The 21,059-nt window shown below is 72.4% G+C and carries 20 protein-coding genes; 6 read left to right on the plus strand and 14 right to left on the minus strand.

The genetic code is table 11. From position 1 onward, the window contains the following. Positions 1-1,032: a phosphotransferase family protein gene (locus ACIP6U_RS39635; protein ID WP_401727582.1), complete on the minus strand. Its 1,032-nt coding sequence runs from the start codon at positions 1,030-1,032 to the stop codon at positions 1-3. Positions 1,033-1,227: 195 nt separating this feature from the next. After that, on the minus strand, positions 1,228-1,524 hold the full coding sequence (locus ACIP6U_RS39640; RefSeq protein ID WP_401727583.1) for a hypothetical protein: 297 nt from the start codon (positions 1,522-1,524) through the stop codon (positions 1,228-1,230). A gap of 156 nt (positions 1,525-1,680) precedes the next feature. Between ACIP6U_RS39640 and ACIP6U_RS39645 the strand changes: the two genes are divergently transcribed. Next, positions 1,681-2,646: an NADP-dependent oxidoreductase gene (locus ACIP6U_RS39645; protein ID WP_401727584.1), complete on the plus strand. Its 966-nt coding sequence runs from the start codon at positions 1,681-1,683 to the stop codon at positions 2,644-2,646. A 19-nt stretch (positions 2,647-2,665) separates the two neighbouring features. Here the strand turns inward: ACIP6U_RS39645 and ACIP6U_RS39650 are convergent, their stop codons facing one another. Genes ACIP6U_RS39650 through ACIP6U_RS39665 form a run of 4 tightly spaced genes read right to left on the minus strand, consistent with a single transcriptional unit; the run spans position 2,666 to position 4,886 of the window. Beyond that, a complete protein-coding gene (locus ACIP6U_RS39650) occupies positions 2,666-3,007 on the minus strand; it encodes a DUF202 domain-containing protein (protein ID WP_401727585.1) in 342 nt (113 codons plus the stop codon). After that, positions 3,004-3,396, minus strand: a complete 393-nt coding sequence (locus ACIP6U_RS39655) for a YidH family protein (protein WP_401727586.1) — start codon at positions 3,394-3,396, stop codon at positions 3,004-3,006. The genes ACIP6U_RS39650 and ACIP6U_RS39655 overlap by 4 nt, the downstream gene beginning before the upstream one ends. A gap of 43 nt (positions 3,397-3,439) precedes the next feature. Continuing rightward, a complete protein-coding gene (locus ACIP6U_RS39660; RefSeq protein WP_401727587.1) occupies positions 3,440-3,955 on the minus strand; it encodes an NUDIX hydrolase in 516 nt (171 codons plus the stop codon). A 37-nt stretch (positions 3,956-3,992) separates the two neighbouring features. Next, positions 3,993-4,886 carry a DMT family transporter gene (locus ACIP6U_RS39665; RefSeq protein ID WP_401727588.1) on the minus strand — a complete coding sequence of 298 codons (894 nt, stop codon included), beginning with the start codon at positions 4,884-4,886 and terminating at the stop codon, positions 3,993-3,995. A 410-nt stretch (positions 4,887-5,296) separates the two neighbouring features. On the opposite strand from ACIP6U_RS39665, the gene ACIP6U_RS39670 reads away from it, so the two are divergent. The 4 genes from ACIP6U_RS39670 to ACIP6U_RS39685 all read left to right on the plus strand — a co-directional run bounded on the left by ACIP6U_RS39670 (position 5,297) and on the right by ACIP6U_RS39685 (position 9,299). Further along, positions 5,297-6,247, plus strand: coding sequence for a hypothetical protein (locus ACIP6U_RS39670; RefSeq protein WP_401727589.1), 951 nt, complete (start codon positions 5,297-5,299; stop codon positions 6,245-6,247). 34 nt (positions 6,248-6,281) lie between these two features. Beyond that, positions 6,282-7,823 (plus strand): APC family permease, encoded by a 1,542-nt coding sequence (locus ACIP6U_RS39675; protein WP_401727590.1) that lies wholly within the window; start codon positions 6,282-6,284, stop codon positions 7,821-7,823. Positions 7,824-7,936: 113 nt separating this feature from the next. After that, complete coding sequence (locus ACIP6U_RS39680; RefSeq protein ID WP_401727592.1) at positions 7,937-8,689, plus strand: molybdopterin-dependent oxidoreductase; 753 nt, start codon at positions 7,937-7,939, stop codon at positions 8,687-8,689. Next, positions 8,673-9,299: a cytochrome b/b6 domain-containing protein gene (locus ACIP6U_RS39685; RefSeq protein ID WP_401727593.1), complete on the plus strand. Its 627-nt coding sequence runs from the start codon at positions 8,673-8,675 to the stop codon at positions 9,297-9,299. The genes ACIP6U_RS39680 and ACIP6U_RS39685 overlap by 17 nt, the downstream gene beginning before the upstream one ends. On the opposite strand, the gene ACIP6U_RS39690 is transcribed toward ACIP6U_RS39685, so the two are convergent. The 5 genes from ACIP6U_RS39690 to ACIP6U_RS39710 form a co-directional block, all read right to left on the minus strand. Next, entirely contained in the window at positions 9,237-10,322 is a 1,086-nt protein-coding gene (locus ACIP6U_RS39690; RefSeq protein WP_401727595.1) for a hypothetical protein, read from the minus strand. The genes ACIP6U_RS39685 and ACIP6U_RS39690 overlap by 63 nt on opposite strands. A 107-nt stretch (positions 10,323-10,429) precedes the next feature. Next, the gene (locus tag ACIP6U_RS39695) at positions 10,430-11,458 is read right to left on the minus strand and encodes an L-idonate 5-dehydrogenase (RefSeq protein ID WP_401727671.1); all 1,029 of its coding nucleotides are present in this window, start codon (positions 11,456-11,458) and stop codon (positions 10,430-10,432) included. Between the two features lie 14 nt (positions 11,459-11,472). Beyond that, positions 11,473-12,231, minus strand: coding sequence for an SDR family oxidoreductase (locus ACIP6U_RS39700; protein ID WP_401727596.1), 759 nt, complete (start codon positions 12,229-12,231; stop codon positions 11,473-11,475). A 24-nt stretch (positions 12,232-12,255) separates the two neighbouring features. After that, on the minus strand, positions 12,256-13,653 hold the full coding sequence (locus tag ACIP6U_RS39705) for a GntP family permease (protein WP_401727597.1): 1,398 nt from the start codon (positions 13,651-13,653) through the stop codon (positions 12,256-12,258). A gap of 17 nt (positions 13,654-13,670) precedes the next feature. Then, a complete protein-coding gene (locus tag ACIP6U_RS39710; RefSeq protein ID WP_401727598.1) occupies positions 13,671-14,192 on the minus strand; it encodes a gluconokinase in 522 nt (173 codons plus the stop codon). A 162-nt stretch (positions 14,193-14,354) separates the two neighbouring features. On the opposite strand from ACIP6U_RS39710, the gene ACIP6U_RS39715 reads away from it, so the two are divergent. After that, the gene (locus ACIP6U_RS39715) at positions 14,355-15,056 is read left to right on the plus strand and encodes a FadR/GntR family transcriptional regulator (RefSeq protein WP_401727599.1); all 702 of its coding nucleotides are present in this window, start codon (positions 14,355-14,357) and stop codon (positions 15,054-15,056) included. A 28-nt stretch (positions 15,057-15,084) separates the two neighbouring features. Here ACIP6U_RS39715 and ACIP6U_RS39720 read toward each other — a convergent pair whose 3' ends face one another. The 3 genes from ACIP6U_RS39720 to ACIP6U_RS39730 form a co-directional block, all read right to left on the minus strand. Next, positions 15,085-15,507, minus strand: a complete 423-nt coding sequence (locus ACIP6U_RS39720; RefSeq protein WP_401727600.1) for a YchJ family protein — start codon at positions 15,505-15,507, stop codon at positions 15,085-15,087. A gap of 26 nt (positions 15,508-15,533) precedes the next feature. After that, positions 15,534-16,913, minus strand: a complete 1,380-nt coding sequence (locus tag ACIP6U_RS39725) for a M1 family metallopeptidase (protein ID WP_401727601.1) — start codon at positions 16,911-16,913, stop codon at positions 15,534-15,536. 77 nt (positions 16,914-16,990) lie between these two features. Next, positions 16,991-20,848 carry a Pls/PosA family non-ribosomal peptide synthetase gene (locus tag ACIP6U_RS39730; RefSeq protein ID WP_401727602.1) on the minus strand — a complete coding sequence of 1,286 codons (3,858 nt, stop codon included), beginning with the start codon at positions 20,846-20,848 and terminating at the stop codon, positions 16,991-16,993. Between the last annotated feature and the right edge of the window lie 211 nt (positions 20,849-21,059).

Below are 21,059 nucleotides of genomic sequence, written 5' to 3' on the forward strand. Positions count from 1 at the left end.
TCAGCCTTCCTGAAGGGTGGTCAGGCCGTGCTCGATGAAGACGGGGACCAGGTCGCCGATGCGGTCGAAGCCGCGGCCGACCGTCTGGCCCTGGGTGTAGCGGAAGTGGATGCCCTCCAGGATCACGGCGAGCTTGAACCAGGCGAACGCGGTGTACCAGGAGACGGCCGACACGTCCCGCCCGGAGCGCTGCGCGTACCGCTCGATCAGCTCGGCCGGGGCCGGGTGCCCGGGGGCCTCGGCGGTGGTCGAGACGGGCGAGTCCGGCGTGCCGAGCGGCAGGCTGTACATCACCAGCAGACCGAGGTCGGTGAGCGGGTCGCCGAGCGTCGACATCTCCCAGTCGAGGATCGCCGTGATGCGGTCGCCGTCGTCGATCAGGACGTTGTCGAGGCGGTAGTCGCCGTGCACGACCGTCGGCGCGGGGGAGTCGGGCAGCCGGCGCCCGAGCGTCGCGTGCAGCTCGTCGATGCCGGCCAGCTCGCGGTTGCGGGACGCGTCCAACTGCTTGCCCCAGCGGCGCAGTTGCCGGTCCAGGAAGCCCTCCGGACGGCCGAAGTCCGCGAGGCCCACCTCGGCGGGGTCCACCGCGTGCAGCTCGACGAGCGTGTCCACCAGGGACAGCACCGCGCCCCGGGTGCGCTCCGGACCGAGCGGCGCGAGCTGCTCGGCCGTGCGGTAGGGGGTGCCCGCCACGAACTCCATGACGTAGAACGGCGCCCCGGGCACCGCCTCGTTCTCGGGGTCCTCGCACAGCAGCACCGGACGCGGTACCGGCACGTCCGTCGGGTGCAGCGCGCTGATCACCCGGTGCTCGCGCTTCATGTCGTGCGCGGTGGCCAGCACATGGCCGAGTGGGGGCCGGCGGACGACCCACTTCGAGGTGCCGTCCGAGACCGCGTAGGTGAGGTTCGACCGGCCGCCCTCGATCAGCCGGCCGGACAGGGGGCCCTGCACCAGGCCGGGCCGCTCGTGGTCGAGCAGTCCGCGCAACCGGTCGAGATCGAGACCTGGCGGGTGGTCGGGACTCATCGGTGCTCCTTACCGGCGCGTGAACTGGACCAGTCCCATGATGCCGACCGGTCGGTATGTCGTCCAGTGTGTGGGGCCAACGTGATCGGGGCCACGATAGGCCGACAGCTCCCCGCCGGGTGCGGCGGGGAGCTGTCGGTGGGTGAATCCAGGCCAGGTCTCGGATGTCAGACGTCGGACGTTGGATGTTGGATGTCAGTGGTCGTCCCAGTGCCCGTCGTGCGCGGCGTGCCGGTGGCCGTCGTGGAGGTAGTCGACGTGGTCGCCGTGCAGGACGCTGTCGTGCCCGCAGCCCTCGCCGTGCCGGTGCTCGTGCGTCTCGTGCGCCGCGTGGGCGTCGGCCTCGCACTCGTCGTAGTGGCCGGCGTGCTCGCGGTGCAGGTGGCCGTCGTGCGCGTAGTCGACGTGGTCCCCGTGCGGCACCTCGGCGTGTCCGCAGTCCGGTCCGTGGACGTGTGCGTGGGAGGTGTGTTCCAGGTGCTGGGTGGTCATGGTGCTCCCCTTCGGAGTACGGGGTGATTCGGACGTGCGGGCTGGTGCCGGGTGCCGGGTGATGTCGACGGACAGGCTGCCATGCAAACGTCGCATTTCCGGTCATCCGGCGCATCCCGCTTGCGTGGCGTCCGGGGACCCCGGAGGGTCGGTGGCATGAAGGGCATCAGCTACAGCCGGTACGGCGGACCCGAGGTCCTGGAGTACGGAGAGGTCCGCGAGCCCAAGGTCGGCCCGGACGCGGTGCTGGTCAAGGTGCGCGCGGCGGCCGTCAACCCGGTCGACTGGAAGTGCCGCGAGGGATACCTCGACGGCATGCTCGACGCCGTCTTCCCGGTCGTCATCGGCTGGGACGTCTCCGGTGTCGTGGTCCAACCCGGCGTCTCCGTCACGGAGTTCGCCGTCGGCGACGAGGTCATCGGCTACGTCCGCGAGGACTTCCTCTCCCGGGGCACGTTCGCCGAGTACGTCGCCGCGCCGGTGCGCACGCTCGCCCGCAAGCCCCGCAACCTCTCCTTCGAGGAGGCGGCCGGGCTGCCGCTGGTCGGGCTCACCGCGTACCAGGTCCTCTTCAAGGCGCTCCAGGTCAGACGCGGCGAGACCGTCCTGATCCACGCGGCGGCCGGCGGGGTCGGTTCGATCGCCGTCCAGCTCGCCCGGCACCTCGGCGCGCGGGTGATCGGCACGGCGAGCGAGGGCAACCACGACTTCGTGCGCGGACTGGGCGGTGAGCCCGTGACGTACGGGGAGGGGCTGGTGGAGCGGGTGCGCGGGCTGGCGCCGGAAGGTGTGGACGCGGTGTTCGACACCGTGGGCGGCGAGGCGCTCAAGGACTCCGCCGTCCTGCTGGCACCCGAGGGCCGCCTGGCGTCGATCGCCGACGGCGAGGTGCTCGGCTACGGCGGCCGGTACTGCTGGGTCCGCCCGGACGCCGAGGACCTGACCCGGCTGACCGAACTGGTGGAACAGGGCGTGGTGTCCGTGCACGTGTCGGAGACGTTCCCGCTGGAGCGGGCGGCGGACGCGTACCGGCTGAACCAGGAGGGCCGGACGCGGGGGAAGATCGTGGTGACGGTGGACTGGGAGGCCGAGGAGGGGCTTCCGGAAGAGTCCGAGGGCTAGAAGACGAAGAGTCCGAGGGCTAGAAGACCAGGACCGCTCCGCACACCGCCATGGCCACCGTGCACAGGACCGCCGTCGTGGCCTGCAACGGGACGAGCACCGGAGGAGCGTCCCCGGCCGCGAGAACCCTGATGCGACGGTGGGCGACGAGCAGGAAGCCCAGCCACAGTCCGCAGCACGCGGCACAGGCGACGACTCCGGGTGCGGAGGCGCCGCCGTGCAGTGCCGTCTTCACGGCGAGCACGGCGACGACGGAGCCCGACAGTGTCGTACGCCGCCAGGCGAGGCGGGTCCGTTCGGGCTGAAGCCCGGGATCACGGGCCTCGGCACCGCTCCTGTCGGGACCCTCGACGGAGCTCACCCCTCCCACCCCGCCAGCACGACCACGACCATCACGATGGCCACGACGGCGACGACCACGCTCAGCAGGGCCGGGAAGCGGGACACCGGGAGGTCCTCGTCGTGGCGCATGGCGCGCTCGCAGCGCACCCAGTGGTTGACCGCGCGCAGGGAGCACAGGACGCCGGCCGCGAGCAGGGCGAGGGCGAGGCCGACGCGCCAGCCCCAGCGCAGGTCCGGCAGGAACTGGTCCACCGCGAAGCCGCCGCCGATCAGTGCGAGGGCGGTGCGCAGCCAGGCCAGGAAGGTCCGCTCGTTCGCCAGCGAGAACCGGTAATCAGGGGTGTGGCCGTCCTCGCGGACCTCTTGCGGGGCGAACCACAGCCGGACGTTCCGTGCGAAATCGATCACGGTGTGGACTTTATCGGTCGGCCCACCGGCGGGACGTCCACGGTCATCGGGCGGCCCGGAACGCCTTCAGGCGCTCGTACGCCGCCAGCCCGTCCGGCACCCACTCCCACTCCGTCAGCCGGCGCTCGACCTCCTCGTCCGGCAGGAAGTCGTGCCAGGCCACCTCCTCCACCTGTGGGCTGACCGGCAGCTCGCAGCGGACCTCGTAGACCGCGGACCACCAGCTCTGGCCGGCGCCGTTGTCGTAGAGGAACTTGAAGAGGAACTCGGGGGCGGGCAGGCCGGAGACGCCCAGTTCCTCCTCCGCCTCGCGCAGGGCGGCGGTGTCGTAGGACTCGCCCGCGCCGACCACCCCGCCCACGAACATGTCGTAGAGGGAGGGGAAGACCAGCTTGACGGGGGTGCGGCGGTGGACGAAGAGCCGGCCCTCGGCGTCCCGTGCCTGGATGAAGACGCAGCGGTGGCGCAGGCCCTCGGCGTAGGCCTCGCCGCGGGGCGACTGTCCGATGACCCGGTCGTGCTCGTCGACGATGTCGAGGATCTCGTCAGCAGGGTTCATACGGCCATCCAAGCAGGCGCCGGTGCGCGGGCCGCGGTCAGTTCGGCTGGAGGTCCCGTACCCGCTCCGGCTTGCCCGCGCCGCTCGGCATCGCCGGGTGCAGGCCGAGCAGGACGATGCCCACGACGATCGCCGCGAGTCCGGCCGCCTCCCAGGCCAGCGCCCCGGTGTCGGTGCGCAGCCGGTCGCCCAGGAAGCCGACCCCGCAGATGATGCCGGCCAGCGGCTGGGCCGCGGTCAGGGCGGGCAGCGACATGCGCAGGGGGGCCGTCTCGAAGGCGCTCTGGACCAGGACCAGGCCCGTGACGCCGAGCGCGAGCACGGCGTACGGCTGCCAGGTGGTCAGCGTCTCGGCGATGCCGTCCTCGGAGAAGTGCTGGCCGCTCACCCGGGTGAGGGCGTCCTGAAGGCCGTAGAGCAGGCCCGCGGCCAGGGCCAGCAGGACCGGGCCCGAGCTGAGGCGGGAGCGCTTGGCGTAGGTGGTGAGCAGCAGGGCCAGGCCCAGCATCGCGCCGATGATCAGCCAGTGCCGCATCGGGTCGGTGACCGCGGAGCCGCCGCGCGGCTCGCCCGCCACGATGAAGGCGGTGACGCCGCCCGCGAGCAGGGCGAGCCCCGCCCAGCCCTGCCGGCCCAGCGGCTGTCTGGTCTGCCTGCGGGAGAGGGTGAGCGCGAACAGGAGGTTCGTGGCGAGCAGGGGCTCCACCAGGGAGACCTCGCCCTGGCCCAGCGCGATCGCGCCCAGGACCATGCCGGCCACCATCAGGCCGATGCCGCCCAGCCAGCGGGGCACCTTCATCAGGTCGAGGAGCAGCCGCGGCGACAGGAAGTCGCTCAGTGGTGCCTGCTGGGCCGCGTTCTGCTGGAGCACGAACCCGAAGCCGAGGCAACAGGCCGCACTCACGGCGAGAATCAGAACCAGAAGCGACACGCTGCGTACCTCGATGGATTCGGTCGGGCCACGGGCCACGGGCTGCGTAGTGGCCGACTGTAGCGTCCCCGCGAGCGGAGTGCCCCTGCGAGTACCCGGAAACGGGGCGTTGCCTCGGTCACGGTGCCCGGTCGGGGGTGAAGGGGGGTGACATGACCGTTTCGGCCATGGTGCGGTGCGGACGCGCGGTACGCCATGGCGTACGCCACACGTGTCACTGTCGAGACGGCTGTGACGTGGGTATGTGGTGGAACGGTGAACCGCAAGTGCCCGATCTGTGGCGGTAGTTGACGGAGGTTACAAAAACTCGGCACTTGACGGAAAGCGTTGGGTCCCGGTTTGCTGTGCGTGATCAGTTGACGGCAATCCGAAACCTTGACGACGAGCGCGTCGCGTGAGGAAGTCCCGCGGTGTCTCCACCCCCGCCACCCCTCGGTCGGGGCCGCAAGCGTGCGGCCCAGGCACTGGACGCGGCCCTCGACGACGCCGAACTCGTCGCCACGCGTGCCTCGTTGGCCCAGGGCCGCTGGCAGGCCGCGCGCTCCCTGCTGGTCCAGACGGGCGACGACTGGGACCGCCGCGGCCACCGCGTCACCGTCCTCGCCCTGGAGTCCTACAGCGCCGCCTGGTCCCGGGACTGGCTGCTGGCCGAGCCGGACTCCGCCGACGCCGCCGTCCTGCTCGCGCTCTCCCTGGTGCAGCGCGCCCTGCTGGGCAAGGAGAAGATCGCCAAGGCCCAGAAGGCCTGCCGGGACGCCGTCGCCCTCGCCCCCGCCGACCCCACGCCCTGGCTCGGCCTGCTCATGCTGGCCTGCGCGGGCGGCACCGACGAGGAGACCGAGCAGCTCTTCGACGAGGTCCGCAGCCGGCACGCCGACCACCACCACGGCCACCACCTGATGGTCGCCCGCCTCGCCGAGCGCCGCGCCACCGCGGGACCCGACCCGCTGCACGAGGTCTACGACTTCGCCAACTGGGCCGCCGAGCAGGCCCCCGCCGACTCACCGCTGGCGATCCTGCCGGTGATCGCGCACGCCGAGCGCTACCGCGTACTCGCCCTCGCCGGTCACGAACCGGCCGATCCGGTTGCCTCGGGCCACTGGAGCGGGCGCCGGGCCCGGCAGGTGATGAAGGCCGCCTTCGACTGGTGGCTGGAGTGGGAGCAGGAGGGCCACCCGCGCCGCCTGGTCGACCTCAACTTCCTCGCCCACGCCAAGGTCTGCGAGGGCCGCGGCGCCGAGGCCACCGCCCTGTTCCACCGCATCGGCGAGCACCCCACCACGGCCCCGTGGTCCTACCCCGACCGCGATCCCCTCTCCGCCTTCCGAGCCGCGCGCGACCGGGCGCTCGGCTCGGTGTGACATCCCCCGACTTCGACCTAAGGACGCAATCTCGATGACCACGGGCAGTTCCAGCGCGAGCAGATCCGCCGCCGACGGCATCAGTACGTTCAAGGGGCAGGAGCGCGCCCTGCGCGCCGACCGCCTCGGCACGGGGGGCCTGCTGCTCTCCGTGCTCGCCGCGACCGCCCCCCTCATGGTGGTCGCTGGTGTCATGCCCACCACATTCGCGGTGATGGGCATCGTCGGACAACCGCTCCTCTTCGTCCTCCTCGGCGTGGTGCTGATCCTCTTCAGCGTCGGCTACGCCGAGATGAGCCGGCACGTCCACAACGCCGGCGCCTTCTACGCGTACATCTCCCGCGGCCTGGGCGGCACCGCCGGAGCCGGCGCCGCCCTGGTGGCCCTGGTCGCCTACAACGCCCTCCAGGTCGGCATCTACGGCATCTTCGGCTTCGAGGTCTCCGGGCTCTTCGACACCTACGCCGACCTGACCGTCGCCTGGTGGATACCGGCGCTGGTGGCCGTGGCCGTCGTCGGCGCGCTGGGCTGGCTGAAGATCGACGTCAACGCGCGCGTGCTGGGCGTCCTGCTGGTCGTCGAGGTGGCCCTCGTGGTGATCTTCGACATCGCGGCGATCGGCGACCCGGCCAAGGAGGGCCTGTCGCTGCACGCCTTCAACCCGGACACGCTCAGCGGCGCCGGAGTCGGCACCGCGCTCTGCTTCTGCATCGCGGCCTTCCTCGGCTTCGAGCAGGCCCCGGTGTACGCGGAGGAGACCAGCCGGCCGCACATCCTGGTGCCGCGCGTGATGTTCTTCGCGGTCGGCGGCGTCGCCGTCTTCTTCGCCGTCAGCAGCTGGGCGCTGACCGTCGCCGCGGGACCGTCCCAGGTCGTGGGGGTGGCCCAGAAGGAGAGCGCCGGGATGCTCTTCACGCTGACCGACGCCCGGCTCGGCGGCACCTTCACCGACGCGCTGCACATCCTGTTCGTGACCGGCATGTTCGCCGCCCTGCTCAGCTTCCACAACGTCGTCGCCCGCTACACCTTCGCCATGGGCCGCGAGGGCCTGCTGCCGCGCACCTTCGGCCGCACCACCGGCACCAGCGGCGCGCCCGGCACGGGCTCCCTGCTCCAGACGGTCGTCGCCGCCGTCATCGTGATCGTCTTCGCGATCGCCGACGACAAGCCCACCGGCGACCCGACCGAGCCGGTCCTGCACCTGTTCACCTGGTTCGGCAACATCGGCGCCCTCGGCGTGATCGTGTTGATGGCCGCCGCCTCCGTGTCGGTCATCGTCTTCTTCGCCCGCCGCGGGGCCGTGGCCGCCCAGGCCTGGCGCCTGGTCACCTCCGCGCTCGCCGCCATTGCCCTGCTGGTGATCGCCGGCTACACGGTCAAGGACTTCGACGTCCTGGTCGGCGCGGGCCCCGACTCGTCCCTGAGCTGGGTGCTGCCCGGCATCATCGGCCTGGCCCTGGTCGTCGGCCTGGTCCAGGGCCTGGTCCTGCGCTCCCGCGCCCCCGAGCAGCACGCCCGCATCGGCCTGGGCAACGAGGCGTTCCAGCTGGACAAGGCGGCGAGCGAGACCCCGTAGGCCTTCGGGCGGCCGGTCCCGGTTCTGAGAGACCGGTAAGAACTCATTACGGAACTCTGACGAGCACCCGCGATTCCTCGCCCCGCAGGGGTCGCGGGTGTTCGAATGGGTGGGTGAACCCCGAACAACCCGAGGAGCCCACGGCGTCGGTGCCTCCCGAGGAGCGCGGTACCCCGATCGGGCGCCGGGTCCTGCTCGGCACCATCGGTCTCGGCGCCCTCGGCGTGATCACCGCGCCCACCCTCCAGCGCGGTCTGGAGGGATTCCTCGGCAGCGCGGCCGAGAAGGACCCGACCGGCCTGACCGGACTGCTCCCCAACGGCGGCGGCTTCCGCTACTACTCGGTCACCTCGTCCGTGCCGCACAAGAACGCCACGAACTACCGCCTGACCGTCGACGGGCTCGTCGACACCCCGAAGACGTACACGCTCGACGACCTGCGCGCGCTGCCGCAGACCCGGCTGGTCAAGGACGTCCAGTGCGTCACCGGCTGGCGGGTGCCGGACACGCCGTTCGAGGGGGTGCGGCTGTCCCGGCTGCTGGACGCCGCGGGCGTGCGCGCCAAGGCCGGGGCGGTGCGCTTCAGCTGCTTCGACGGCGCCTACACCGAGAGCCTCACCCTCGACCAGGCCCGCCGCTCCGACATCCTGGTCGCGCTGCGCATGCAGGACAAGGACATCGGCCACAACCACGGCGGCCCGGTCCGCCTCTACGTGGCGCCGATGTACTTCTACAAGTCCGCCAAGTGGCTGTCCGGCATCACCGTCACCGAGGACGTGCGGCCCGGCTACTGGGAAGAGCGCGGATACGACGTCGACGCCTGGGTCGGCCGTTCGAACGGACGGGACGATGACCCTACGACCTGACACGGCCGCGCCGCCGTCCGCCGACGTCCGCCGGTTCGGCGCGGCGCAGCGCTGGGTGCACCGCACGACGGCCGCCCTGATGGGCGTGTGCGTGGTGACGGCGGCCTTCCTCTACATCCCCGAGTTCGCCGAACTCGTCGGCCGCCGCGAACTGGTGGTGCGCGTGCACGAGTTGGCCGGGGTCGCGCTGCCCGTGCCCCTCCTGGTGGGCCTGGTCTCCCGCGCCTTCCGCGCCGACCTCGGCCACCTCAACCGCTTCGGCCCGCACGACCGGACCTGGCTGCGCGCGGCCCTGCACCGGGACAAGCGGCGCTCGGTGCGGCCGGCCGCCAAGTTCAACGCCGGGCAGAAGGTCTACGCGGCCTGGATCGCCGGGGCGACCCTGGTGATGCTCGGCACCGGTCTGCTGATGTGGTTCACCCATCTCACGCCGATCCAGTGGCGCACCAGCGCGACCTTCGTCCACGACTGGCTCGCCCTCACCATCGGCATCGTCCTGGGCGGCCACATCGGCATGGCCCTGGGCGACCCGGAGGCGCGCCGGGGCCTACGGACGGGCTCGGTGAGCCGGGAGTGGGCGGACCGGGAACACCCCTTGTGGCGACCTTGACGCCGGATCCGGGCTGCCGGACGGGAGCCCGCCGGGGGCGACCACGGTGAAGGCGTCCGGCAGCCGCGCCTCGGTGCCGCCGTACCGGACCACCACGTCCACCTTCCGCGGATAGCCCTCGAAGCCCGGCACCTCGACCGCCAGCACCATCCGGTCGCCCGTCTGCGACACCATCACCAGGGGCCCGGGCACCTGCACACCGCCGATGAACAGGCTGCCGTACCGCAGCAGTTCGACGTGCTCGAAGTACGTCCCGCGCAGCTCGATCCCGACCATCTCGCCCGGCAGCGCCTCGCCGTCACCGCCGGTCTCCGTCCCGGAGACCTCGTACGCGCAGGCGGGCGCGGCACCCGTCGGCGCCTTCAGCCGCACGGTGGCGGCCGGGTGGCGCCGGTGGAAGTCGAGGAGCCCGCCGAGTACGGCGTAGGCGGCCCGGCCCTTGCAGGTGTCGGCCTTGTCCGCCAGGGCCGCGTAGTCCTGGGCGGCCGTGTCCCAGCTGCCGCCCCGCTCGCCCTGCACGGCCAGACAGGCGGCGGCGAGGCCGCGCAGCAGCCGCCACTGCGGGTCCGTCGCCCGGGAGCCCGGGTCCAGGCCGGCCCGGCACTGGTCGGGCGCGGTGAGCCGGTCGTAGCCGCCGGACGGGTCGGCGATGCCGTCCTCGTCGGGCGAACGGGGACCCGGCGGGAGCCACGCGGGGGCCTGAAGGACCACCTTGCGCGTGGGCGAGGGCGCGGCGGCGGGGGGTGTCGGCGTGGGCGTCCGGCTGTGGTGGATGGTGGGGCCCGGAATCGCCGTCGCGCTCGCCGCGCCGGCGGGCGAGGGCCGTACGGGGGTGGCGGAGCCGCTCGGCGCCGGGGCACGGTCGCCCGGGCCGGCCGAAGGACCGGCGGAGACGGTCGTGCTGTCGCCGCCCCCTCTGTCCGCGGAACCACTTCCGTCACTGGTCACGGCAGCCACGGCCACCGCCACGGCTCCGACCAGGAGCAGCCCCGAGATACGGACCCCGAGGGAAACCGCCATCATGCCCCCCGACACGGTTACCCCCCGGGAGTCACCCCGGGGGTCCCCTCATGATGAGGCCGAGTGCGCCCCCGGGGGAAGCCGAATCGGGCCCCGAATCAAGCCCTGAATCAAGCCCCGAAGTCCAGCAGGACCTTGCAGGACCGGGCGCGGTCGGCGGCCAGCTCGAAGGCCGACTCCGCCTCCCGGACCGGTACCACCGCGCTGACCAGCGCGTCGAACGCCGGCTCGGCGGCCAGCAGGCGCAGCGCCTCGTCGAACTCGCCGTCGAACCGGAACGCCCCGCGCAGCTCGATCTCCCGGCTCACGACCAGGTTCCCCGCGAACGGACTCGGCCCCGGCGGCAGCATCCCGAGCTGCACGACGACCCCGCCGCGCCGCACCAGCCGCAGACAGGTCTCCAGACCCGCGGCCACCCCGGACGCCTCCACGGCCACGTCCACCTCGTCCGGCCACCCCGTGTCGTCCGGATCGTCGGCCCGTACGAGGGTGTCGGCGCCGGCGTGCCGCGCGTACTCCAGGGCGGCCGGGAGGATGTCGGTGGCCGTCACCCGGGCGGCACCGGCCGCCTTGGCCGCCGCGACGACCAGACAGCCGATGGGCCCCGCACCGGTGACGAGGACGTGCCTGCCCTCGACGTCACCGGCCCGGCGCACGGCGTGCAGGGCGACGGACAGCGGTTCGGCGAGGGCGGCCCGGCGCAGCTCCAGGTCCGCCGGGAGCGGCCTCAACTGCTCGGCGGGGACCACCACTTGGGCCGCGAAGCCGCCCTGTACGTGCGGGTGGCGGGCCGCGCTGCCGAGGTAGCGGGTGTCCCGGCAGACGTTCCGGCGTCCGGCCACGCACTCCGGGCACACCCCGCACGGGGTCGCCGGGTGCACGGCGACAGGCGTACCGACAGCGGGACTTGAGGCCTCGGGGGAGCCGTACGCGAGGACCGTGCCCACCACCTCGTGGCCCAGCAGCATCGGCTCCTTCAGGCGGAAGTCGCCGACCCCGCCGTGCCGCCAGTAGTGCAGGTCGGAGCCGCAGACCCCGCCGTAGCGGACCGCGACCAGCGCCTGCCCGGGGCCGGGCTCGGGGACCGGCAGCTCCTCGACGCGCAGATCGCCCTGACCGTGGATCACACAACCGAGCATCTCTCGCGGTCCCTTCACAGCACGCTCGTCATGCCGCCGTCGACGTACAGGATCTGGCCGCTGACGAAGTCCGCGGCGGGCGAGGCGAGGAAGAGCACCCCGCCGACCAGGTCCTCGGTGGTGCCCCAGCGGCCGGCCGGGGTGCGACGGCGCACCCAGGCGCTGAACTCCTCGTCCTGGACCAGGGGTTGGGTGAGTTCGGTCTCGATGTAGCCGGGGCCCAGGCCGTTGACCTGCACGCCGCTGGGGCCCCAGTCGGCGCACATGCCCTTGGTGAGCATCTTCAGGGCGCCCTTGGTGGCCGCGTAGGGCGCGATGCCGGGGCGGACCACCTCGCTCTGGAGCGAGCAGATGTTGACGATCTTCCCGTGGCCGCGCTCCGTCATCCGGCGGGCCGCCTCGCGGCCGACCAGGAACGCGCTGGTGAGGTTGGTGTCGATGATGCGGTGCCAGTCGGAGTCGGTGAACTCCAGGAGCGGGGCCCGCAGTTGCATGCCCGCGTTGTTCACCAGGATGTCCAGCGGGCCGACCCGCTCCTCGATGTCCGCGATACCGGCGGCCACCGACGGGCCGTCGGTCACGTCGAAGACGGCGGTGCGGACGTCACCGGGCAGGTCGGCTGCCGCCTTGGTGAGCCGGTCGGCGTCCCGCCCGTTGAGGACCACCGTGCAGCCCGCCTCCGCCAGACCCCGGGCGAGGGCGAGGCCGATACCCCGGCTGGAGCCGGTGACCAGGGCCGTGCGGCCGCTGATGTCGAACAGGGGGTGACTCATTGCCGTACTCCTGTTTCCGTACCGCTAGATGATCAGAGAGAGCAGCAGGACCAGGCCGCCGGCGACCACCGAGATGATCGTCTCCATGACGGACCAGGTCTTGAGCGTCTGGCCGACACTCAGCCCGAAGTACTCCTTCACCAGCCAGAACCCGGCGTCGTTGACATGGCTGAAGAAGAGCGAGCCGGCGCCGATGGCCAGGACCAGCAGGGCGGTGTGGGCGGTCGACATGTCGGCCGCGAGCGGGGCGACCAGGCCGGCCGCCGAGACCGTCGCCACCGTCGCCGAACCGGTCGCCAGACGGATGCCCACCGCGATCAGCCAGGCGAGCAGCAGCGCCGGGATCGACCAGTCCTTGGAGATGTCCAGGATCATCTGGCCGACGCCCGAGTCGATCAGCGTCTGCTTGAAGCCACCGCCCGCGGCGACGATCAGCAGGATGCCCGCGATGGGCATGAGGCCCTTGTCGACGGTCTCGGTGATCCGCTCCTTGGTGAACCCGGCGGGCCGGCCCAGCGTGAAGATGGCGACGATCACGGCGGCGAGCAGGGCGATCAGCGGGGAGCCGATGACGTCGAAGACGCGCTGGGTGCGGTTGTCGGGGTCGTCCACGACGATGTCGACCAGCGCCTTGGACAGCATCAGCACGACCGGCAACAGGACGGTGGCCAGGGTGGCGCCGAAGCTCGGGCGCCCCTTCAGCTCCTCGGAGGCGCGCGGCGGCAGCATCCGGTCGGGGACGGGGACGTCCACCCAGCGGGCGGCGACCTTCGAGAACAGCGGACCGGCGATGATCACCGTCGGGATGGCGACCAGGATGCCCAGCGCCAGGGTCACGCCCAGGTTGGCGTGGACCGCGTCGATCGCGACCAGCGGGCCGGGGTGCGGCGGGATCAGGCCGTGCATCACGGACAGGCCGGCCAGCGCCGGGATGCCGATGCGCATCAGGGAGTAGTTGCCGCGCTTGGCGACGATCAGGACGACCGGGATCAGCAGCACGATGCCGACCTCGAAGAAGAGCGGCAGCCCGATCACCGAGGCGATCAGCACCATCGCCCACGGCATCGCCCGCCCGCTCGCCTTCGCGAGGATCGTGTCGACGATCTGGTCCGCGCCGCCGGAGTCGGCCAGCAGCTTGCCGAGGATCGCGCCCAGGGCGATCAGCACGCCCACGCTCGCGACCGTGGAGCCGAGCCCGGTGGTGAAGCTGGTGATGACCTTGTCGAGCGGGGCGCCCGCGACGGCGCCGAGCACCAGCGAGCCGATGGTCAGGGACAGGAAGGCGTGCAGTTTGAACAGGGTGATGAGCACGACGATGACGGCGATGCCCACCAGGACGGCGATGCCGAGCTGAGCGTGTCCGGCCGAGGTGATCGGCTCGGGGGCGTCCGCTGCCAGCAACTCGACGTTGAGTCTGGTCACGGTGGTTTCCCTCGGGGTTACGGGGTGGTCGGTTCAGGGAGGGTCGACAGGGCCTGTACGGCCCGTTCGGTGATCTCCTCGGGGCTGCCGGTGACGTCCACGTCGACGCCCGCCTCGTCCGCCTGGAGCGGCTGGAGCGTGGCGAACTGGGAGTCGAGCAGCGCGGTCGGCATGAAGTGGCCCTGCCGGTGGGACATCCGGTCCTCGATGAGGGCGCGGTCGCCGGTCAGATGGACGAAGACGACATCGGGGGCGGCGGCGCGCAGCCGGTCGCGGTAGGACCGCTTCAGCGCCGAGCTGCTGACCACTCCGCCGAGTCCGGCCCGCCCGTGCGCCCAGGTGCCGATGGCGTCGAGCCACGGCCACCGGTCGTCGTCGTCGAGCGGGTGACCGGCCGACATCTTGGCGATGTTGGCCGGCGGGTGGAAGTCGTCGCCCTCGGCGTACGGGACGCCGAGACGTGCCGCGAGCAGGGGGCCGATGGTGGTCTTGCCGGTGCCCGCGACACCCATGACCACGACGACGTGGGGGGCCCTCATCGCTACCTCGCTGTCCTCTTCGCTGTCTGCTCGGTCTTCTTCGACACCTGGACGACAACGGGCGTCGACCACGATGAAACCGATTAGGTACGACGAATTCAAGAGTCTGTGACAAATAAGTCTGACTTTTTGGTTCCGTGACGCGGCCCGTACGCTGAGTGCATGAGCACCACGGGCCGGGGCCTGCACGGCCGAGTACTGGACACCCTGGGTCCCGCCATCACCGCCGGCGAGTACCCGCCGGGCAGCGTTCTGCGCACGGACGAGCTGGCCCAGCGTTTCGACGTGTCGAGGTCCGTGATGCGGGAGGCGGTCCGGGTGCTGGAATCCATGCACCTGGTCGCGTCGCGCCGGCGGGTGGGCGTCACGGTGCGCCCCAAGGCCGAGTGGAACGTCTACGACCCGCAGGTCATCCGCTGGCGGCTGGCCGGCGCCGACCGCCCCCACCAGCTGCGCTCACTGACCGTCCTGCGCTCGGCGATCGAGCCGGTCGCGGCGGGCCTGGCCGCGAAGTTCGCCACCGCGGAGCAGTGCGCGGAACTCACCGAGTGCGCGATCGGCATGGTCGCCAACTCGCGCGGCCACAAGCTGGAGGACTACCTCGTCCACGACGTGGCCTTCCACCGGGTGATCCTCGCCGCGTCCGGCAACGAGATGTTCGCCCGCCTCGGAGACGTCGTCGCCGAGGTCCTCGCGGGCCGCACCCACCACGAGGTCATGTTCGAGGACCCCGACCCGGCCGCCGTCACCCTCCACGTCCAGGTCGCCGAGGCCGTCCGCGAGGGCGACGCGGCCCGCGCGGAGTCGCTGACCCGCGAGATCACCGTGGGCGCGCTGCACGAACTGGACATCCTGGCGCCCTAGTCGGGAGCCGACGGCTTGGGGCGGGGGATCAGTCCAGGAACTCCCCGTCCACGTACACCCACGCCCCCTCGACCCGCTCGAACCGGCTGCGCTCGTGCAGCGACCCGCCCTTGAACGACGCCCGGAACGTCACGGTCCCGGTGCTGTGGAAGGCCGTTCCGTCCGCCGTCCCCAGGATCTCCAGGCCGGTCCAGCGCAGGGCGGGGTCGAGATCGAGCCGGGCGGGACGGGTGCGCGGGTGCCAAGTGCGCCGCAGGTACTCCTCGTCGAGCTTCACGAAGGCGGCGTAACGCGACCGCATCAGGGTCTCGGCGGTCGGCGCCGCGGCCTCGCCCCGGTGGAAGCGGCCGCAGCAGGAGTCGTACGGGTCCGGCAGACCGCACGGGCACGAGGGGCTGGGAGCGGGGGCGGAGGCGCGCCCCCGCCGGGAGTTCGAGGTACGTCGGGACATGCCCGTCATTCTCCCCGCTGTGCCGGCTACGCCGGTTCCGCGTTGGTCGGCGGGTGGGTCGGGCGGGCCGGGATCCGGCTCTCCAGGCGCGGCAGCGGGGGCAGCCGCGTGCCGTGCACCCACGCGGCGAACAGGTCGTCCAGCGGTTCGCTCGCGTAGCGTGCCGCGTGGGCCGCGAACGTCGCCGTCGTCACCGAGCCGCCCCGGTGCAGCGCGACCCAGCCGCGCAGCATGCGGAAGAACGCGTCGTCGCCCAGCGCACAGCGCAGCGCGTGCAGGGTCAGGCCGCCGCGCTCGTAGAGCCGGTCGTCGAACATCGACTTGCGGCCCGGGTCGGCCAGCCGCAGGTCCTTCGGCATCGAGGCCACCAAGCGGTGCGCGGCGGCGGCCAGTTGCTGTGCGCCGGGCCCGCCGGAGCGCTCCGACCACAGCCACTCGGCGTACTTGGCGAAGCCCTCGTTGAGCCAGATGTGCCGCCAGTCCGCGATGGACACGCTGTTGCCGAACCACTGGTGGGCCAGCTCGTGCGCGACCAGCCGCTCCGAACCCCGGGCCCCGTCCACGTGGTTGGCGCCGAACAGCGACAACCCCTGGGCCTCGACGGGGACATCGAGCTCCTCGTCCGTCACCACCACCGCGTACTCGTCGAACGGGTAGGGCCCGAACAGCTCCTGGAACAGCTCCATCATCTGCGGCTGCCGCGCGAAGTCCCGGGAGAACTGCGGCAGCAGATGTGCCGGGATGTGCCCGTGCTGCGGCACCCCGCCCGGACCCGGGTCGCCCAGCAGCACCGTCTCGTACTTGCCGATCGCCAAGCCCACCAGATAGCTGGAGGTCGGCGCCGCCTGCTCGTAGACCCAGGTGGTCGTCGACGCCCTCGTCGTCCGGGTCAGCAGCCGGCCGCCCGCCACCACCGCGTACGCGGACGGTGTCGTGATCGAGATCTGGTAGGAGGCCTTGTCGGCGGGCCGGTCGTTGCACGGGTACCAGGACGGCGCGCCGATCGGCTGGCTCGCCACCAGCGCCCCGTCCTCCAGCTCCTCCCAGCCGAGGCCGCCCCAGGGGCTGTTCACCGGCTTGGGGTTGCCCGCCCAGTGCACCTCGACCGTGAAGGCCGCGCCCGGCCGCACCGGCTTGGCCGGGCGCACCCGCAGCCGGCCGCCGCGGTGCGTGTAGTGCGCCTGCCGGCCGTCGACCCGGACCCGGCCGATCTTGAAGTCGGCCAGGTTGAGCTGGAGTTCGGGCAGCGGCGAACGGCCCGCTATGGCGTTGATCCGGGCCGCCCCCGCCAGGCGGTTGGGGCCAGGGCGGTAGTCCAGCGTGAGTTCGTAGCGGTGCACCCGGTAACGGGCATCGCCGTTGGCCGGGAAGTACGGGTCCGGACCCACTGACTGCTGAACTGCCACTGCCGCTTCTGCTCCCTGCGCTGCGCTGCCACTCGGTGCCGTCGATGCCTCGCTCACCGACTCCGAGTGACCCGCGCTCAGGGGCGCCATGCCTCGATCGGGTTGCCCAGCCAGCGGGTGTCGTCCGGGACGGACTCCGAGGCCATGACGAGCGACGCGGGACCCAGCGTGGTGCGGGCCCCGATCGTGCTGCCGGGCAGCACGATCCCGCCAGGGCCCAGCGTGGCGCCCTCACGGAGAACAACAGTATCCGTCCGCAAGATCCGGTCGTGGAAGAGGTGAGTCTGGAGCACGCAGCCACGGTTCACCGTGGTCGCGTCCTCCAGGGTCACCAGGTCGGTCTCGGGCAGCCAGTAGCTCTCCACCCAGACGCCCTTGCCGATCCGGGCGCCCAGGCCCCGCAGCCACGCGGTCAGCACCGGTGTACCCGGTACGGAACCGGCCAGCCAGGGCACGGCCACGACCTCGACGAAGGTGTCCGCCAGCTCGTTGCGCCACACGTAGCCGCTCCACAGCGGGTGCTCACCGGTGTGGTGGCGGCCCACCAGCAGCCACTTGGCGACGATCGACAGGAGCCCGGCCGCTGCGCCGGCGGCGAGCAGGACGAGACCGGACAGCAGCGGGGCCCAGGGCCCGAGCAGGCACAGCAGCGCCACCGTGCCGGCCGCCAGCGCGGCCGAGCAGAACACCGGCACGATCCGGCACAGCTCCACCAGACCGCGCGCCCACAGCAGCCGGGCCGGCGGGTCGTAGGTCCGGCTCTGGTCGCCGGCCGAGGTGTTGCGCGGCAGCTTCACCGGCGGCAGGCCGAGATACGAGCTGCCCTTCTTCGCCTTCTTCGGCGTCGCCGACAGCACGCCCACCAGACCGCCGTCCGGCACGCTGCGACCCGGCGCGGTCATCCCCGAGTTCCCGAGGAACGCCCGCCGCCCGATCTCCGCGCGCCCGATCGTCATCCAGCCGCCGCCCAGTTCGTACGGCGCGGTCAGGGTGTCGTCGGCCAGGAACGCGCCCTCGCCGACCGTGGTCAGACTCGGCAGCGCGAGGACCGTGGAGACCTCGGCGCCGCGCCCGATGCGCATGCCGAGCAGCCGCAGCCACACCGGCGTGACCAGCCCGGCGTACAGCGGGAAGAGGGTCTCGCGGGAGCGGTCCATCAGCTGCGTGACCGTCCAGGCCTGCCAGCCGATCCGGCTGTGCGTCGGGTGCGTGCCCTCCCGCAGCCCCAGGCTCAGCAGCCGCACGCCGACCAGGATCAGCAGCGCGTACGCCAGACCGAAGGCCAGCGTGGCCGGGACGAGGGCGAGCGCGGCACCCTTCACGGGCGCGTCCGCGTCGACGAGCGCCTGTGCCACGAGGAACGCGGCCCCGCCCGCCAGCAGCGGCAGCGCGGTCAGCACGAGGCCGGTCAGGCCGTACATCACGCGCCAGTACGTGCCCTTCTGCGGCCGCTCCTTGGGCCAGTTCCGCTTGGCCTTGCCGAGCTTGACGGCGGGCGCGCCGGCCCAGCGCTGACCGGTGGGGATCTGACCGGTGACCGCGGAACCGGGGGCCACCTCGGCCCGCTTGCCCACGCGGGCGCCCGGGAAGAGCATGCTGCGGGTGCCGACGACGGCGTGCGCGCCGACCTTGACCTGGCCGATCTCGAGCCGGTCGCCGTCCAGCCACCAGCCGGACAGATCGACCTCGGACTCCACGGCCGCGCCGCGGCCCAGCTTGAGCATGCCGGTGACCGGCGGCAGCGAGTGCAGGTCGACGTCCTGGCCGACCTTGGCGCCCAGCGCCCGCGCGTACCGCTCCAGCCAGGACCCGGTCAGCGAGGTCGCCCCGCTGAACTCGGCCAGCCGCTCGGCCGTCCACAGCCGCAGATGCACACTCCCGCCACGCTCGTAGCGGCCGGGCTGCACGCCCCGCAGCAGCAGCCGCGCGCCGCCCGCGGCGATCGCGAGCCGGCCGGGCGGGCTGAACAGCAGGGCGGCACCGGCCACGAGTAGCCACCAGGGGGCGGTCGGCAGCCAGGAGTAGGCGGGCAGCAGGTTCCCGGCGGCGGCCAGCGCCACCGTCCAGCGCAGCCCGAGCAGCGTGTACAGCGGCAGGAGCAGCAGGGTCTGGATCACCTTGGCGCGGGTCGGCACCGGGGCGATCGTGCGCCGGGCCCCGTCGTCCTGGGAGGACTCCTCCAGGTGACGGGCCAGCTTGCGCAGGGTGGGCTGCTGGTAGATGTCGAGGACGGCCGCGCTCGGGTAGCGGGTGCGCAGCCGGGTGGTCAGCAGGGCGGCGGCCAGGCTGGAGCCGCCGATCGCGAAGAAGTCGTCACGGGCGCTGCCCACGGGGATGCCGAGGACCTCGGTCCACTGCTCCGCGAGCCAGGCCTCGGTGCCGTAGAGCTGCTCGGCCGGACCGCCGGTGGTCTCCAGACCCTCCAGCGGCCAGGGCAGGGCGTTGCGGTCGACCTTGCCGGAGGTGCGGGTGGGCAGGTCCTCGACCGGGGCGATCAGCGGGACCAGCGCGGCGGGCAGCTCGGCCCGCAGCTTCTCCACGGCGGTGGCGTGGTCCCAGCCCTCCTGGGTGACGACATAGCCGACCAGGAGCTGGTTGCCGCTGCGCGCGGTGCGTACGGCGGCCGCCGCGCCCGCGACGCCGGGCAGCGCCTGGAGGGCCGCGTCCACCTCGCCGAGTTCGATGCGGCGCCCGCCGAGCTTGATCTGCTCGTCGGCGCGCCCGAGGAAGATCAGCCCCTCCGGCTCCGCCTTGACCAGGTCACCACTGCGGTACGCGCGCTCCCAGCCCAGCGAGTCCAGGGGCGCGTACTTCTCCGCGTCCTTCTCGGCGTCGAGGTACCGGGCCAGGCCCACCCCGCCGATCACCAGCTGGCCGGTGGAGCCCATCGGGACGGGCTCGCCGGCCTCGTCCACCACGGCCAGCTCCCAGCCGTTCAGCGGCAGCCCGATGCGGATCGGCTCGTCGCCGGTCATCAGCGAGGCACAGGCGACGACGGTCGCCTCGGTGGGCCCGTACGTGTTCCAGACCTCGCGCCCTTCCGTCACCAGGCGCTGCACCAGCTCGGGCGGGCAGGCCTCGCCGCCGAAGATCAGCAGCCGTACCTCGTTGAGCGCCTCGGGCTCCCACAGGGAGGCGAGGGTCGGGACCGTGGAGACCACGGTGATCTCCTGCTCGACCAGCCAGGGGCCGAGGTCGGCGCCGCTGCGCACCTGGAAGCGGGGCACCGGCACCAGACAGGCGCCGTAGCGCCACGCCAGCCACATCTCCTCGCAGGACGCGTCGAAGGCGACCGACAGGCCCGCCATGACCCGGTCACCGGGACCGATCGGGTCGTCGGCCAGGAACAGCGCGGCCTCCGCGTCCACGAACGCCGCCGCGCTGCGGTGGCTGACCGCCACGCCCTTGGGCTTGCCGGTGGAACCGGAGGTGAAGATGATCCACGCGTCGTGCTCGACACCGGGCCGCCGGGCCGGGACCTCGCTGCGGCCGTGGACGGTCAGCTCGTGCCCGGCGCCGACGACGGCCCGCACCTCGGCCTCGCCGAACACCAGCTCGGCCCGCTCGTCCGGGTCCTCGGCGTCCACCGGGACATAGGCGGCACCGGCCGCGAGGACGGCGAGGATCGCCACATAGAGGTCGTTGGTACCGGACGGGACACGGACACCCACACGGTCACCGAGACCGACCCCGGCCGCGCCCAGGTCACGGCGCAGCCGCTCGACCTCTATGGCCAGCGCACGGTAGGTCAGCCGGGTCGTACCGTCGTCGAGCGCGAGCTCGTCGGGGTAGGAGCGGACGGACGCGTCGAAGACGTCGACCAGGGTGCGCGGTGAGGCCGCCTGGCCTCCCGAGAATCGTGCCTTGTTGCCGAGCTGCTCGCGGATTTCGTCCTCGAGCAGGCCGAGAGCACTGCTCTCGTGTGTGGCTGCCATCGGGTCCTCGCGTATCGTTCCCGGAACGCCGGGGCGCTGGCGGGCCCGCAGGGTTGCCTGGGGTTGTCCGGTTCCAGCTCGGTTAACAAGCAGGAAATTTTAGTACGACGCTAGGTTCCCGCACGGGGACCGGCCACTCAGGACACCTGATCAGGGGGCGTCCGGGGCCCATTCGGGCTCCGGTGACCTGGGGTTCTTCACTCCCGGGAGA

The organism is Streptomyces sp. NPDC088794 (assembly GCF_044750545.1).
GTDB lineage: Bacteria > Actinomycetota > Actinomycetes > Streptomycetales > Streptomycetaceae > Streptomyces.

Excerpts from the sequence above, each read along its gene's own strand:
- ACIP6U_RS39635 (WP_401727582.1), bottom strand. The coding sequence starts at position 1,032 with ATGAGTCCCGACCACCCGCCAGGTCTCGATCTCGACCGGTTGCGCGGA.
- ACIP6U_RS39640 (WP_401727583.1), bottom strand. The coding sequence starts at position 1,524 with ATGACCACCCAGCACCTGGAACACACCTCCCACGCACACGTCCACGGA.
- ACIP6U_RS39645 (WP_401727584.1), top strand. The coding sequence starts at position 1,681 with ATGAAGGGCATCAGCTACAGCCGGTACGGCGGACCCGAGGTCCTGGAG.
- ACIP6U_RS39660 (WP_401727587.1), bottom strand. The coding sequence starts at position 3,955 with ATGAACCCTGCTGACGAGATCCTCGACATCGTCGACGAGCACGACCGG.
- ACIP6U_RS39675 (WP_401727590.1), top strand. The coding sequence starts at position 6,282 with ATGACCACGGGCAGTTCCAGCGCGAGCAGATCCGCCGCCGACGGCATC.
- ACIP6U_RS39685 (WP_401727593.1), top strand. The coding sequence starts at position 8,673 with ATGACCCTACGACCTGACACGGCCGCGCCGCCGTCCGCCGACGTCCGC.
- ACIP6U_RS39690 (WP_401727595.1), bottom strand. The coding sequence starts at position 10,322 with ATGATGGCGGTTTCCCTCGGGGTCCGTATCTCGGGGCTGCTCCTGGTC.
- ACIP6U_RS39695 (WP_401727671.1), bottom strand. The coding sequence starts at position 11,458 with ATGCTCGGTTGTGTGATCCACGGTCAGGGCGATCTGCGCGTCGAGGAG.
- ACIP6U_RS39700 (WP_401727596.1), bottom strand. The coding sequence starts at position 12,231 with ATGAGTCACCCCCTGTTCGACATCAGCGGCCGCACGGCCCTGGTCACC.
- ACIP6U_RS39710 (WP_401727598.1), bottom strand. The coding sequence starts at position 14,192 with ATGAGGGCCCCCCACGTCGTCGTGGTCATGGGTGTCGCGGGCACCGGC.
- ACIP6U_RS39715 (WP_401727599.1), top strand. The coding sequence starts at position 14,355 with ATGAGCACCACGGGCCGGGGCCTGCACGGCCGAGTACTGGACACCCTG.
- ACIP6U_RS39720 (WP_401727600.1), bottom strand. The coding sequence starts at position 15,507 with ATGTCCCGACGTACCTCGAACTCCCGGCGGGGGCGCGCCTCCGCCCCC.
- ACIP6U_RS39730 (WP_401727602.1), bottom strand. The coding sequence starts at position 20,848 with ATGGCAGCCACACACGAGAGCAGTGCTCTCGGCCTGCTCGAGGACGAA.